Raw genomic sequence first — 13,044 nt, 5'->3', positions numbered from 1 at the left:
CCAGATCATGCGCGGCGGCGGGCGTTCCCCCCGTCCCCCGCCGCGTCGGCCAGCGCCCGCGCCAGCAGTCCGGCCGCGCGCCGCACCTGCGGGAGGTCCAGGCCACCGTAGCCGAGCAGCAGACCGTTGCGGTCCGCGCCGCCCAGGTAGTACGGGGTCAGGGTGGGCACGACCACGCCCAGCGTCCGCGCGCGCGCACTCACGTCGGCGGCGTCCAGCGCCGGGTCGAGTTCCAGGTGGGCGTGCAGGCCGGCCTCCAGGCCCATCAGGCGGGCGTGCGGGCGGCAGCCGCTCAGGGCGCCGCTCAGGGCCGCGCGGCGCGCCGCGTAGGTCTTGCGCATCCGGCGGATGTGCCGCTCCAGGTGCCCCTGCGTGATCATCAGGGCCAGGGCGCGCTGCACCGGCCAGCTGGTGTGCGCGTCCAGGCGGCTCTTGACGCGCAGCAGCCGCTCCCGCAGCGGCCGGGGCGCGACCAGGTACCCCACCCGCACCGCCGGGGACAGCACCTTCGAGAAGGTGCCCAGGTACACCACGTGCCCCGCGGTATCCAGCGACGCCAGCGACGGCAGCGGCGCCGCCCCGTACCGGAATTCGCTGTCGTAATCGTCCTCGATGATCAGGGCGTCGTGCGTCTGCGCCCATTCCAGCAGCGCCAGCCGCCTCGGGATGGACAGCCGCACGCCCAGCGGAAACTGGTGGCTGGGCGTGGTGTACACCAGCAGCGGCGCGTCCGGCCCGCCCGGCAGGGCGTCCAGGCGCAGGCCGTCGTTGTCGACCGGGAGCGGCGTGATCCGCGCGCCCCGCTCCTGGAAGATCTGCCGCGCCAGCCGGTAACCGGGGTCCTCGAAGGCCACGTGGTCACCGGCAGCCAGGACGGCCTGCGCGATCAGGTCCACGCCCTGTAGCGCCCCGGACGTGATGATCACGTCGTCCGGGTCGCACACGAAGCCCCGCGCGCGTTTCAGGTACGCCGCGACCGCGCCGCGCAGCTCCGGGTCGCCCGCCGGGTCCGCGTAATCGCCGGGCAGCGGCGCGTCGGCCACCGCGCGCCACACGCGCCGCCACTCGCCGCGCGTCAGGGCGTCCGTGTCGGTCTGCCCCACCCGGAACGCCAGCAGGTCCGGCGGTCCCGGATGTTCGACCTGCGGTTCCGGCACGTCCCGCTGCAACCAGCGGGCGCTGCGGCTGGGGGCCGGGCGGGCCGCGCCGGGCGCGTGGTCCACCGCGAGGTCCGGCGCGACGAAGGTCCCGGACCGGTCCCGGCCGATCAGGAACCCCTCGGCCAGCAGGTCCTCGTACGCCTCGAACACCACGTTCCGTCCGACGCCCAGCGCCAGCGCCAGCGCCCGCGTGGACGGCAGCCGCTGCCCCGGCTCCAGCGTCCCGCCGGACGCCGCCGCCCGCAGTTGCGCGGCCAGCTGCCGGGCCAGCCCCACGCCGGAGGCGCGGTCCAGCGAGAGCGGCAGGTCCACCGGGGCCGGGGCCGGGGCCGGGCGTCCGGCAGGAGGTGAGGCGTCCATCACCGCCCATTCTTACCACGCGGCCCGGCCGGATCGCGGGGGCCGGCCGGGCCACGCCGGGTCATACGGACTCGTAGAGCTGCGCCGCAGAGCGAGTAGGAGCAAAACGGGTTCCGGGCGTGGAGCTGGCAATCCGGCGATGTTCCGGGTTGTCGGCGAAACAAACGGCAGTCCGTATCAGCGGTTCTGCGGGAAGCCCAGGTCCACGCGGCTGCCCGCCGGGTCGGGCCAGCGGGACGTGATGACCTTGGTACGCGTGTAGAACTTGATGCCGTCCGGGCCGTACATGTGCGTGTCCCCGAACAGGCTGGCCTTCCAGCCGCCGAAGGAGTAGTACGCGACCGGGACGGGAATCGGCACGTTGATCCCCACCATGCCGACCTGACAGTCGAACTGGAACTGCCGGGCGGCGCCGCCGTCGCGGGTGAAGATGGCGGTGCCGTTCCCGAACTCGTTGTCGTTGATGAGTTTCAGGCCCGCCTCGTAGCTGGGCACCCGCACGACGCACAGGACCGGCCCGAAGATCTCGTCGCGGTAGGCGTCCATGTCCGGCGTGACGTGATCGAGCAGCGACACGCCCAGGAAGAACCCGTTCCCGTCGAACGTCTGCGCCCGGCCGTCCACCACGACCGTCGCGCCCTGATCGGCGGCGCTGCCGATGTACCCGGCCACGCGGTCGCGGTGCTCGCGGGAGATCAGCGGCCCCATCTCGTTCGCGGCGTCACTGCCGGGGCCGACCTTCAGGGCCGGGAGGCGTGAGGCGATGGCGTCCACCAGTTCATCCCCCACGTCCCCGACGGCCAGGACCACGCTGATCGCCATGCAGCGCTCCCCGGCGGACCCGTAGGCGGCGCTCACGGCGGCGTCGGCGGCCATGTTCACGTCCGCGTCGGGCAGGACCAGCATGTGGTTCTTCGCGCCACCCAGCGCCTGCACGCGCTTGCCGTGCTCGGTGCCCTTGCGGTAGATGTACCGCGCAATGGGCGTGCTCCCCACGAAACTGACCGCCGCCACGTCCGGGTGCTCCAGCAGCGCGTCCACCGCCTCCTTGTCCCCGTGAATCACCGTGAACACACCGTCCGGCAGCCCGGCCTTCTGCAACAACTCCGCGATGAACAGGCTGGCGCTGGGGTCCTTCTCGCTGGGTTTCAGGATGAAGGCGTTCCCGCAGGCCAGCGCGTTCGCGATCATCCACAGCGGCACCATCGCCGGGAAGTTGAACGGCGTGATGCCCGCCACCACGCCCAGCGGCTGCTGGATGGAGTACACGTCCACGCCGGTACTCGCTCCCTCGGAATACCCGCCCTTGAGCAGGTTGGGAATCCCGCACGCGAAATCCACGTTCTCGATGCCGCGCGCGATCTCACCCAGCGCGTCCGCGTGCACCTTCCCGTGCTCACGCGTCAGGATGCGGGCCAGATCGTCGCGGCCCGCGTCAAGCAGCGCCCGGAAGCGGAACATGATCTCCGCGCGCCTGCTCAGCGGCACGCTCCGCCACGCCCGCGCGGCAGCCGTGGCCGCCTGAACGGCCGCGTCGATCTCCTGGGTACTGGCGAGGTCCACGAAACCCTGCACCTCCCCGGTCGCCGGGTTGAACACCTTCGCGCTGCGGCCCGACGTGCCGGGCGTCAACTTGCCTCCCAGCCAGTGGTTGATAGGGGCGGGCTTGGTCATCGTGTCAGTCATGGGAACTCCTGTGGAGGGGAAGGCGGGGAGGGAGAGCGTCAGTCGGCGGCGACGGGCGAGCCGATCATCTGATCGACCAGCGCGAGGGCTTCCTCGTAGGCGGCGAGGCCCTCGTCGAGTTCCTCGCGGGTGACGACGAGGGGCGGGCAGACCCACAGGAAGTTGAAGCGGCTGTACGCGTACACGTGGCGGCTCTTGAGGTGCGCGGCGAGGCGACCCATCTCGGGTGAGGTGCCGTTGAAGGGCGCCAGCGGTTCCTTGGTGGCCTTGTCCCGCACGAGTTCCAGGACGCTGAACAGGCCCTTGTAGCGCACGTCGCCCACGCAGGCGTACTTCGCCTTCATGGCTTCGAGGCGCTGCCCGAGGTACTCGCCGAGGTCGCGGGTGTGCTCGAAGAGATGTTCGTCCTCGTAGACTTTCAGGTTGGCGACGGCGGCGGCCAGCGAGACGGGGTGCCCGCTGTACGTCAGGCCGCCCGCCAGGAAGTGCGTCTCGAAGTACTCGGCGATGGCGTCACTGACGACCACCGCGCCCAGCGGCATGTACCCGCTGGTCAGGCCCTTGGCGCAGGTGACGATGTCGGGCTTGATGCCGTAGTGCTGCGTGGCGAGCCACGTTCCGGTGCGTCCGAAGCCGCTCATGACCTCGTCGTCGATCAGCAGGATGCCGTACTTATCACACAGGGCGCGCAGTTTCGGGTAGTAGTCGTCCGGCGGGACGAGCAGGCCGTTGCTGCCGGTGATGCCCTCGACCATGATCGCGGCGATGGTGTGCGGCCCTTCCATCTGGATGATCTCCTCGATGTGCGACACGCACTCGCGCCCGCAACTGTCCGGCGTCTTGCCGAACGGGCAGCGGTAGCAGTACGGGTCGAAGGCGCGCACGATGCCGGGCACGCCGGGCTCGACCGGCCAGCGCCGGGGGTCGCCGCTGGCGGTCATGCTGCCCATCGTCGCCCCGTGGTAGGAGCGGTAGCGGGTGATGATCTTGTCGCGGCCGGTGTACAGGCGGGCGATCTTCATGGCGTTCTCGTTCGCCTCGCTGCCGCCCAGCGTGAAGAAGCTCTTGCCCAGGCCCGTCACCTCACGCAGTTTCTGCCCCAGCTGCGCGCGGACATCCGTGGCGAAACTCGGCCCGGCGAAACACATGGTGTCCACCTGCGCCTTGATGGCCTCCAGCACCGCCGGATGCTGATGCCCGACGTTGATGTTGATCAGCTGGCTGGAAAAGTCCAGCCACGTGTTGCCGTCCCCGTCGAAAAAGTGGCTGCCCTTGCCGCCGGTCATGTGGATGGGGTTCGTCTGGGTCTGCACGCTCCACGAGAACAGGGTGTGGTCACGGTTCGCCTGGATGATGTCGTGCGTGTCGGGATGCGGGTCGGGCATGGGCGGAACCTCCGGAATGACAGGGCGAACCCGGCAGTGTGCAGGGCGCAGACTTCAGAAAGAAGAGCGGAAACCGAATGTTAACCGAAGTGTAGTTTTTTGCGTGCTGGAGCGGCAAGAGACAGTCTGTCCAGTCGCCTGTCTACGTCCGCTCGGCGGCGCTGAGCGCCTCGCCCGCCTCGCTGCGCGTCAGTTCCAGCGCCAGATGCAGGCCCAGCTGCCGCCGGGGTTCGTCCAGATCGGGCAGCATGGCGCGCAGCTGCTCCAGGCGGTAGTACACCGTCTGGCGCCGCACGCCCAGGCGCCGGGCGGTTTCGGCCATGTTGAAGTTCGTGGTCAGCAGGGCGTCCAGCGTGCCCAGCAGTGTCGAGCGGGGCCGGGCGGGCAGGTTCAGCAGCGGCCCCAGCTGCGCACGCAGGAACGCCACGCTGCGCCCCGTCTCGGCCAGCGCGTCCAGTAGGGGCGCGAGGCTCGGGTCCAGCGCCGGGCCGCCGTGGTTCAGGATGCGGGCGTGCGCCGCGCGGGTCAGGGCCGCGAAACTCACCTCCTCGCGGAACACGATCAGCGGCAACCCATGCAGGCGCGACGCGCCCAGCAACGCGGGCGGCACGTCGCGGAACACCTGCACGAGTTCCAGCGCCAGCCCGTGCGCGCCCCGCTGCGCCAGCGACGCCACGAACCCCTCCAGTTCACCCTCGTTCATGCGGGCCAGCAGCGACCCGGTCGAGAGGAGCAGTTCCCCGCCGGTCAGGAACCGCGCGGCGTCCGCCACCTCTGAGACATGCACCCAGGTCACGGGCTGGGTCAGGTGCGCGTGCCCACTCACGACCTCCGCGCCCGCGAACGCCGGAAGCGTCAACAGTTCCGCCAGCGTCGGCAACATCGGATCCTCCAGTCGAACAGGGGTCATGGTGGCTTCAGTGTGCGCCTTTCCGGCCCGGACGTCAGGTGTTCCGGGCAATCCAGTCCATCGTGCGGGTGGTGAGTTCATCCAGGGCCTGCACGCTCAGGGCGATGTGGTCCTCGCGGGTGTCCTCGATCCTGTTGTGGCTGATGCCGCGCAGGGACTGCACGAACAGCATGACGGTGGGGACGCCCGCGCGGGCGACCTCGGCGGCGTCGTGGAGCGGCCCGCTGGGGAGGCGGTGCGTGGTGGGCGTGACGGTGAGGATGCTGGCCTCGGCGGCGTCGATGAGCATGGGGTGGAAGGGGATGGGTTCGATGTTCCAGAGGTACCCGAAGGTGACGGTGCAGCCCGCCTCCTGCGCGAATTGCGTGGCGGCGTCCTGCGCGTCCTGCCACATGGCGGCCAGTTTGCCCGCGTCGAGGTGCCGCTGGTCGAGGGTGATTTCGCAGGTTTCGACGACGCTGGTGACGATGCCGGGCAGGGTCTTCACGCTGCCGACCGTGCACACGCCCCCGTGCCGCGCGGCGATGTCATAGATGGCCTGCCCGAAGCGTCCAGCGGCGAGGAAAGCGTCGCGGCGGACGTTCATGGGCGTGCTGCCGCTGTGCGCGGCCTGCCCGTGGAAGGTAATGGTGTGCCGCTCGACGCCGACCGTGCCGAGGACCGCGCCGAGCGGCAGATCCATGTGTTCGAGGACGGGGCCCTGTTCGATGTGCAGTTCGAGGTACGCGGCGGCGTCCTTCAGTTCCGCGCGGGCATCCGGGGCGTCCGCGAGGGTGATGCCGACGCGTTGCAGGGCGTCTTCGAGGCTCACGCCGTCACGGTCTTTCAGTTTGCGCATCTCGGTCACGTCGAGCTGGCCCCCGGCGGCACTGGACCCGTACAGGCTGCGGCCGAAGCGCGCGCCTTCCTCGTCGGCCCAGTCCACGAGTTTCAGCGTGACCGGTGGGCGCCCGGCGTACTGTTCGTTCACGCGGCGCAGGACTTCCAGGCCCGCCAGGACGTTCAGGCAGCCGTCCAGCCACCCGCCATTCGGGACGGAGTCGAGGTGCCCGCCGATCAGCAGGGCGCGCTCGCTCTCGCCGGGCAGGGTCGCCCACCAGTTCCCGGCGGCGTCCATGTGCTGCGTGACCGGCAGAGCGTCCAGCCGCTCCTTCAGGAACGCGCGGGCGGCGACCCAGGTGTCCGTGAACGCCACCCGCTGCGCGCCGTGCTCGTCCCCGGTCAATTCTCGCAGGGCTTTCAGGTCGTCGATGGTTCGTTGTGGATCAAGCATGAGTCTCCTTCGGAGACAGTTGAAAGTTGATGGTTGACAGGTGATGGAACCACCCTCTGTCAACCTTCAACCATCAACCATCTACTTCTTCCCGGTGGCTTTTTCCCACACTTTGTACGTGACGGCGGCGGGGCTGGGGTCAGCCTTGAGGATGCCGAGGCTTTTCAGCAGCGTGACGTTGGCCTTATACGTGGCGGGGTCGAGGTACCCGGCGCGGCCCTTCAGGGTGGGGCCGGCGTTGTACAGCTTGGCGACTTCGGCCATCTGCCAGGTCTGGTGGCCGGCGGCGCTGGCGCGGGTGCCCGACCCCTTGCAGGTGTTGCCGCAGTTGATCAGGACGGTCTGCACGGCTTCCTTCTGGTTCTTCACGGCGTAGTTCCAGCCTTTCAGGGTGGCGCGCACGAGTTTCGCCGCGATGTCCTCGCCGCTCATGCCGCTGCCCTTGAAGTTCTTGTTGGCCAGGGTCCGTTCGGTGGTGAAGATCAGGTCCTCGAGGAGGTTGATGCCGTAGTCGCTGGCGTTGAAGATCTGGAGTTTGTCGAGCGGGTAGCCCAGCCCGACGATCTGGTTGACCTCGTTGTAGGTCATGGCACTGACCAGATCGACCTTGTCGGGGAAGACGATGCTGGGGTCGAAGGGGTACGTGACAGCCTGCACGCTGGGATTGCTGACGGAAGAGTCGAGGCTGGTGGTCAGGCCGTACTTCTTCAGCAGCGCCACGGCGGGGTACTCGTTCCCGCTGGGCCACACGCCCACGCGCTTACCCTTGAAGTCGGCCGGGGTCTTGAGACCGGCGGATTTCAGGGACACGAGGGTGTAGCCGCTCTTCTGGAACAGCTGCGCGATGTGCACGACCGGGATGCCCTGCTGCCGGGCGGTCAGCAGGTCGGTGATCCAGGTGGTGCCGAAGTCGGCGGTGCCGGTGGCGACCGTCTGGATGGGGCTCTGGTCGCCGGTCGGGAGGAACTGCACGTCCAGCCCTTCGGCTTTGTAGTAGCCCTTGGCCTGCGCGACGAAGAACCCGGCGAACTGCGCCTGCGGGAACCACTTGAGCTGCACCTTGACGGGCACGAGTTTCTGCGCGGAAGCGCTGGAGGCGGTGGTCAGGAGCAGGGCGGCCAGGATCAGGGTGCTGCGTTTCATGGGAACCTCCGGGGAGTGGGGAGCGCGTTCGGGTGAAACGGGGTCGGTCAGGAGCGGCGGGGCAGCAGCCGCGCCTCGGCGGCGCTGACGAGCGCGAAGAAGGCCATACCGGCGATACTGGCGAGCACGATGGCGGCCCACACGACGTCCAGTCCGAAGCGGCCCACCTCGATCTGGATGCGGAACCCCAGGCCGTGCCCGTTCGTGCCGAAGAACTCGGCGACGATGGCGGAGATCAGGGCCAGGGTGCTGGAGACTTTCAGCGCGCCGAACAGGAACGGCAGCGCGGTGGGAATCCGCACGTCCCGGAAGGTCTGCTCCGGGCGGGCGGCGTAGGTGTGCATCAGGTCCAGGTGCAGCGGCGCGGCGCTCTGCAGGCCGCGCACGGCGCCCACCACGACCGGGAACAGGACCGTGACGGCCACGACGACCGTCTTGCTGGGCCAGTCCAGGCCAACTGCTTTCACGATCACGGGGGCCAGCGCCACGATGGGAATCGAACTGAACAGCGCCGCGTACGGCAGCAGCCCGAGTTCCAGGAAGCGGAACCGCACGACCAGCAGCGCCAGCCCCAGCCCCAGCGCGGTGCCGGCCAGGAACCCCAGCAGCGCCTCCAGCACGAAGGTGGTGTAGGTGTCCTGAAGCAGGACGCTGCGGGCGGTCCACAGCGCGCTCAGCACGCGCCCCGGCGTGGGGATCAGACCGGCCGGGACGGCGTAGGCGCGCAGCAGGGCCTCGGTGCCCAGCACGGCCAGGATCAGCGTGAGCGTGGCGGGCAGGGTGCGGGCGGCGCGGGACTCGCCCTGCGCCGCGCCGCGCACGCCCAGGGCGCCCACCGCCAGCAGGGCCAGGATGCCCGCCAGCCACGCCCGCGCGTCCGGGGGCGTGCCCTCGCCGGGGCCGGGAGGGTCAGGCACACCAGCAGCAGGCCTCCCACGCCGACCAGCAGCGCCGCGGCGGTGGACAGGGCCGCGCCGGGGCGGGCGGCGACGGTGCGCACAGCGGTCATCGTCTGCTCCATGGCGTCACCCACCTCTCCAGCACGTTCACCAGGGCGACCAGCGTCACACCGAGCACCGCGCCGTATCCCATGATCACCCACAGGGCCACCGTGTCACTGGCGCGCGAGTTCTCGGCGAGCATCTTGCCCAGCCCGGAGAACGAGATGGTGCTGATCTCCGCGACGATGCTGCCCACCAGCGCCGCCGTGACCGACACCTTCAGCGCCGTGAACAGGTGCGGGAGGCTGGCCGGGAACCGCAGTAGCCGGAAGGTCTGCGCGCCGCTGGCGTGGTACGTGCGCATCAGGTCCAGGTGGAGGGGATCGGCGCTGCGCAGGCCCCGGCTCATGCCGACCGCGACCGGGAAGAACGCGATGTACGCCGCGATGATCGCCTTGGGCAGGAAGCCCTGCACGCCGTACTGCCCGAGCAGCACCGCCAGCATCGGCGCGATCGCCACGACCGGCACGGTCTGCGACGCGACCAGCCACGGCAGCGTGGCCCGCTCGAACGAACGGCTGGCCACCAGCAGCAGCGCCAGCCCCAGCCCCGTCACGGTCGCCAGCAGCAGGCCAGCAGCGTCTCCCCGGCGGTCACGCCCACGTTGTACGGCAGCGCCAGCGGCGACGTGACCGGCGTACTCAGGCGCACGAAGCCCTGCGCGAGCTGCGCCGGGGCGGGCACCACCGGGTTGCGCAGCTGCGAGGCGCAGGCCAGCGCCGTCCGGCAGTCGAGTTCCGCGCCGCTCGCCAGGGTCCGCCCGGCCGGGCCGACGTTCGCGGCGAGCATCAGCGGCCAGTACAGCGCCGCCGCGATCAACGCCACGACCAGCATCGGCCCCAGTCCCGCCATGCGCGGGGCCGCAGGGTGGTCATGACCTCCCCCGTTCATGCGTGCCCCTTCTTCAGCAGTTCGCGGATCTCGGTGGCGTGCGTGAAGAAGCGCGGGTCCTCGCGGGTGTCGTCACTGCGCGGGTGCGGCAGGTCGATGTCCACGATCCCCTCGATGCGGCCAGGGCGGGCGGTCATGACGACCACGCGGGTACTCAGGAACACCGCTTCCGGGATGGAGTGCGTCACGAAGATCACGGTCTTGCCGGTCTCACGCCACAGCCGCAGCAGTTCCAGGTTCAGGTGCTCGCGGGTGATCTCGTCCAGCGCGCCGAACGGTTCGTCCATGAACAGCAGCGGCGGGTCGAACGCCAGCGCGCGGGCAATACTGACGCGCTGCTGCATCCCGCCGGACAGCTGCCAGGGGTAGTTCCGCTCGAACTTCTCCAGGCCGACCAGTTTCAGCATCTCGCGCGCCCGCGCTACCCGGTCGCCGGCACGTTCATGACTTCCAGCGGCAGCAGCACGTTCTTCAGCACGGTGCGCCACTCCATCAGCGCGGGCGCCTGGAACACGTACCCGTACTGCCGCTCACGGCGGGCCTCGTCGGCGGTGCGGCCCGCGATCAGCAGTTCCCCGGCGGTCGGCTGTTCCAGGTCGGCCATCAGGCGCAGCAGGGTGGTCTTCCCGCAGCCGCTCGGGCCGATCAGGCTGATGAACTCTCCCTTCTGGATGCTGAGGTTGGCGTCCTTCAAGGCGACCGTCTGCCCGCCGGGCACCGGGAAGACCTTCTGCAGGTCGCGGATGGACACGATGGGCGGCTCATTCAGGGGCGGACTGGCCTGCGGGCTGGGGTTGGTGTACGTCACGTCTCCTCCTTGGAACTCCGGACCCTGTCCGGTTCAGCGTGCCTGGAACCCTCTGCCCGTTCCTACCGCCGCAGCAGTTGCCCGCGCGCCGGGTCGCCCACGAACTCACCGCCCTGCACGGCCACCTGACCGCGTACCGTGACGACCTCGGGGCGCCCGTCGATTTCCCAGCCCTCGTAGCCGCTGTAGTCGTTGTTCATGTGGCTGGTCCCGGCGCTGATGGTGCCCCGGTACGCGGGGTCGTAGATCACCAGATCGGCGTCACTGCCCACGCTGACGGTGCCCTTGCGGGGGTACAGGCCGAAGATCTGCGCGGCGCGGGTGCTGGCGGCGTCCACGAAGCGTTCGACGCTCAGGTTGCCCCGGCTGACGCCCTGGGTGTACAGGACGTTCACGCGGTCCTCGATGGCGGGAATGCCGTTCGGGATGAGCGTGAAGTTCCCGTCGCCCATGTGCTTCTGCGCCACGTCGAAGGGGCAGTGGTCGGTGGCGACCGTGGCGATCTCGCCGCGTTCCAGCGCCGCCCACAGCCGGGGCTGGTTGCCTTCTCGCGCAGGGGGGGCGACATGACGTACTTGGCGCCCTCCACGCCGGGCCGCTCGGCGTACGTCTTTGTCGAGCGTCAGGTGCGGAATCACGACCTCCACGTCCAGCTTCACGCCGCGCGACCGGGCATCCAGCGCCGCCTCCAGCGCGCGGGCGTTGCTCAGGTGCACCACGTACCCGTGCGCGCCCGTCATCTCCACGAACGTCGCGAAGTGCGCCGTGCCCTCGGCCTCCACGCTCTCCGGACGGCTGGGTTCGTGCCACTCGGGTCCAGTCTTGCCTCCGCGAGGAGTTTTCTGCTGCAACTCCGCGACCAGATCCGCGTTCTCGCAGTGCGCAGTGACCACCACGCCCAGTTTCCGCCGCCAGACGGCACACCCGGTACAGCGCCGCGTCGTCGATCCCGAACGCTCCCTTGTACGCCAGGAACACCTTGAAGGACTTCATGCCCTGCCCCACCAGGTCGCGCAGGGTCGCCTCGGTCGGTCGTCCCAGCGGGTCACGCCGATATGAAAGGTGTAGTCGCAGGCGCTGTTGCCTGCCGCCATGCCCGTCCAGGTGCGCCAGCCGTCCATCAGGTCCTCACTTCCGGCCGGGGCGAGCATCTCGATGAATGTCGTCGTCCCGCCGATCAGCGCCGCCTGCGATCCGGTCGCGTGCGTATCCTTCGCGAACGTGCCCATGAACGGCAGGTGGATGTGCACGTGCGGGTCGATGAAGCCGGGGAACACGAACTTCCCGCTCGCGTCGATCACGGTGGCCCCCTCGGGCACCGCGAGGTTCTCGCCGATCTGGGCGATGGTTTCCCCTTCCACCAGCACGTCCGCCCTGAAACGCTTACCGTCCGTGACAATCTCGCCGTTCTGAAATCAGTAGGATCATGCGTGCAACTCTCAATGGGTGTGATGTGGACGGTGCGCGACCGGAGTCCGCCTCAGTGGATCTCGATGCCGACTTCTTCGCGGTAGGGCTGCATGGCGGCCCAGCTCTGGGCGATTTCGGGGCGCTGGGCGGTCAGTTCGTCCCAGGTGATGCTCTCGCGGCCGCTGGGACGGTAACCATGGTGATGCAGCCGTCGACGGGGCAGACGTTGGCGCACAGGGCGCAGCCGACGCAGTCGCTTTCGCGGACGACGGGGCGGGGGCGGGTGTCGGCGACCTGCCGGCCGTTGGTTCTCATGTCGTAGCCGGGGTCGACGGTGACGCCGCCGGGGCTGACGAGGTCGATGCACTGGTGGGCGGTGTCGTTACAGGCGGCGTAGCAACAGGTCGCAGCCGATGCATTTGTTCTGGTCGATGCGCGCGACGGACTGGTGGGACAGGTCGAGGCCGCCGAAGGTGCTCATCTGCGGCAGTGATTTCCCGGTCACGTCGGCGATGGTCTTGAAGCCGTGATCGTCCATCCAGTTGCTGAGGCCGTCGGTGAGGTCCTCGATGATGCGGTAGCCGTGTTGCATGGCGGCGGTGCAGACCTGCAGGCTGGTGGCGCCGAGGAGGAGGAATTCGGCGGCGTCGCGCCAGGTGGCGATGCCGCCCATGCCGCTGATGGGGACGCCGCTGCGCAGCACATCTGGGTCGGTCATGAGTTCGGTCAGCATGTTCAGCGCAATCGGCTTGACGGCCGGGCCGGCGTAGCCGCCGTGCGTGCCGCGTCCGCCGATGCTGGGCGAGACGAGCAGCGTGTCGAGGTCGACGCGGGTGACGGAGTTGATGGTGTTGATGAGCGAGAGCGCGTGGGCGCCTCCGGCCAGCGCCGCGTGGGCGGGTCGACGATGTGGGTGATATTCGGCGTGAGTTTCACGATGACGGGCAGGCGGGTGACGCTGGTGACCCAGTGGGTGTTCAGCTGGCACATCTCGGGCACCTGGCCGACGGCGGCGCC

14 protein-coding genes and 2 pseudogenes are annotated in these 13,044 nt (G+C 69.5%); all 16 read right to left on the bottom strand.

The window, feature by feature from the left end; translation table 11 throughout:
* Nucleotides 1-5: 5 nt before the first annotated feature.
* Entirely contained in the window at nucleotides 6-1,520 is a 1,515-nt protein-coding gene (locus BXU09_RS14440) for a PLP-dependent aminotransferase family protein (protein ID WP_078305062.1), read from the bottom strand.
* A 177-nt stretch (nucleotides 1,521-1,697) separates the two neighbouring features.
* Complete coding sequence (locus tag BXU09_RS14435; protein ID WP_240501377.1) at nucleotides 1,698-3,206, bottom strand: CoA-acylating methylmalonate-semialdehyde dehydrogenase; 1,509 nt, start codon at nucleotides 3,204-3,206, stop codon at nucleotides 1,698-1,700.
* 38 nt (nucleotides 3,207-3,244) lie between these two features.
* Complete coding sequence (locus BXU09_RS14430) at nucleotides 3,245-4,591, bottom strand: aminotransferase class III-fold pyridoxal phosphate-dependent enzyme (protein WP_078305061.1); 1,347 nt, start codon at nucleotides 4,589-4,591, stop codon at nucleotides 3,245-3,247.
* Between the two features lie 142 nt (nucleotides 4,592-4,733).
* Nucleotides 4,734-5,501: a PucR family transcriptional regulator gene (locus BXU09_RS14425; protein ID WP_240501376.1), complete on the bottom strand. Its 768-nt coding sequence runs from the start codon at nucleotides 5,499-5,501 to the stop codon at nucleotides 4,734-4,736.
* 34 nt (nucleotides 5,502-5,535) lie between these two features.
* Nucleotides 5,536-6,774: a hydantoinase/carbamoylase family amidase gene (locus BXU09_RS14420; RefSeq protein ID WP_078305059.1), complete on the bottom strand. Its 1,239-nt coding sequence runs from the start codon at nucleotides 6,772-6,774 to the stop codon at nucleotides 5,536-5,538.
* Nucleotides 6,775-6,855: 81 nt separating this feature from the next.
* Nucleotides 6,856-7,917, bottom strand: a complete 1,062-nt coding sequence (locus BXU09_RS14415; RefSeq protein ID WP_078305058.1) for an ABC transporter substrate-binding protein — start codon at nucleotides 7,915-7,917, stop codon at nucleotides 6,856-6,858.
* 47 nt (nucleotides 7,918-7,964) lie between these two features.
* Nucleotides 7,965-8,834, bottom strand: a complete 870-nt coding sequence (locus BXU09_RS14410) for an ABC transporter permease subunit (RefSeq protein ID WP_078305057.1) — start codon at nucleotides 8,832-8,834, stop codon at nucleotides 7,965-7,967.
* Between the two features lie 88 nt (nucleotides 8,835-8,922).
* Nucleotides 8,923-9,474: an ABC transporter permease subunit gene (locus BXU09_RS14405; RefSeq protein WP_240501374.1), complete on the bottom strand. Its 552-nt coding sequence runs from the start codon at nucleotides 9,472-9,474 to the stop codon at nucleotides 8,923-8,925.
* Complete coding sequence (locus tag BXU09_RS21590) at nucleotides 9,471-9,809, bottom strand: hypothetical protein (protein WP_240501372.1); 339 nt, start codon at nucleotides 9,807-9,809, stop codon at nucleotides 9,471-9,473. The genes BXU09_RS14405 and BXU09_RS21590 overlap by 4 nt, the downstream gene beginning before the upstream one ends.
* Nucleotides 9,806-10,216 carry an ABC transporter ATP-binding protein gene (locus tag BXU09_RS21960; protein WP_276205846.1) on the bottom strand — a complete coding sequence of 137 codons (411 nt, stop codon included), beginning with the start codon at nucleotides 10,214-10,216 and terminating at the stop codon, nucleotides 9,806-9,808. The genes BXU09_RS21590 and BXU09_RS21960 overlap by 4 nt, the downstream gene beginning before the upstream one ends.
* A gap of 14 nt (nucleotides 10,217-10,230) precedes the next feature.
* The gene (locus BXU09_RS21955) at nucleotides 10,231-10,617 is read right to left on the bottom strand and encodes an ATP-binding cassette domain-containing protein (protein WP_276205845.1); all 387 of its coding nucleotides are present in this window, start codon (nucleotides 10,615-10,617) and stop codon (nucleotides 10,231-10,233) included.
* A gap of 62 nt (nucleotides 10,618-10,679) precedes the next feature.
* Complete coding sequence (locus BXU09_RS21585; RefSeq protein WP_240501369.1) at nucleotides 10,680-11,513, bottom strand: amidohydrolase family protein; 834 nt, start codon at nucleotides 11,511-11,513, stop codon at nucleotides 10,680-10,682.
* Between the two features lie 93 nt (nucleotides 11,514-11,606).
* The gene (locus BXU09_RS21580) at nucleotides 11,607-11,984 is read right to left on the bottom strand and encodes an amidohydrolase family protein (protein WP_078305055.1); all 378 of its coding nucleotides are present in this window, start codon (nucleotides 11,982-11,984) and stop codon (nucleotides 11,607-11,609) included.
* Nucleotides 11,985-12,097: 113 nt separating this feature from the next.
* Nucleotides 12,098-12,262, bottom strand: a complete 165-nt coding sequence (locus BXU09_RS21575; protein ID WP_240501367.1) for a hypothetical protein — start codon at nucleotides 12,260-12,262, stop codon at nucleotides 12,098-12,100.
* Between the two features lie 3 nt (nucleotides 12,263-12,265).
* Nucleotides 12,266-12,390, bottom strand: a pseudogene (locus BXU09_RS21570) (hypothetical protein); the annotation flags it as partial.
* 19 nt (nucleotides 12,391-12,409) lie between these two features.
* Nucleotides 12,410-13,044 (bottom strand): annotated as a pseudogene (locus BXU09_RS14385) (hypothetical protein); the annotation flags it as partial.

The organism is Deinococcus sp. LM3 (genome assembly GCF_002017875.1).
Classification (GTDB): domain Bacteria; phylum Deinococcota; class Deinococci; order Deinococcales; family Deinococcaceae; genus Deinococcus.
Note: the sequence above shows the minus strand (reverse complement) of the source record. Positions and strands in the feature narration are given on the sequence as shown.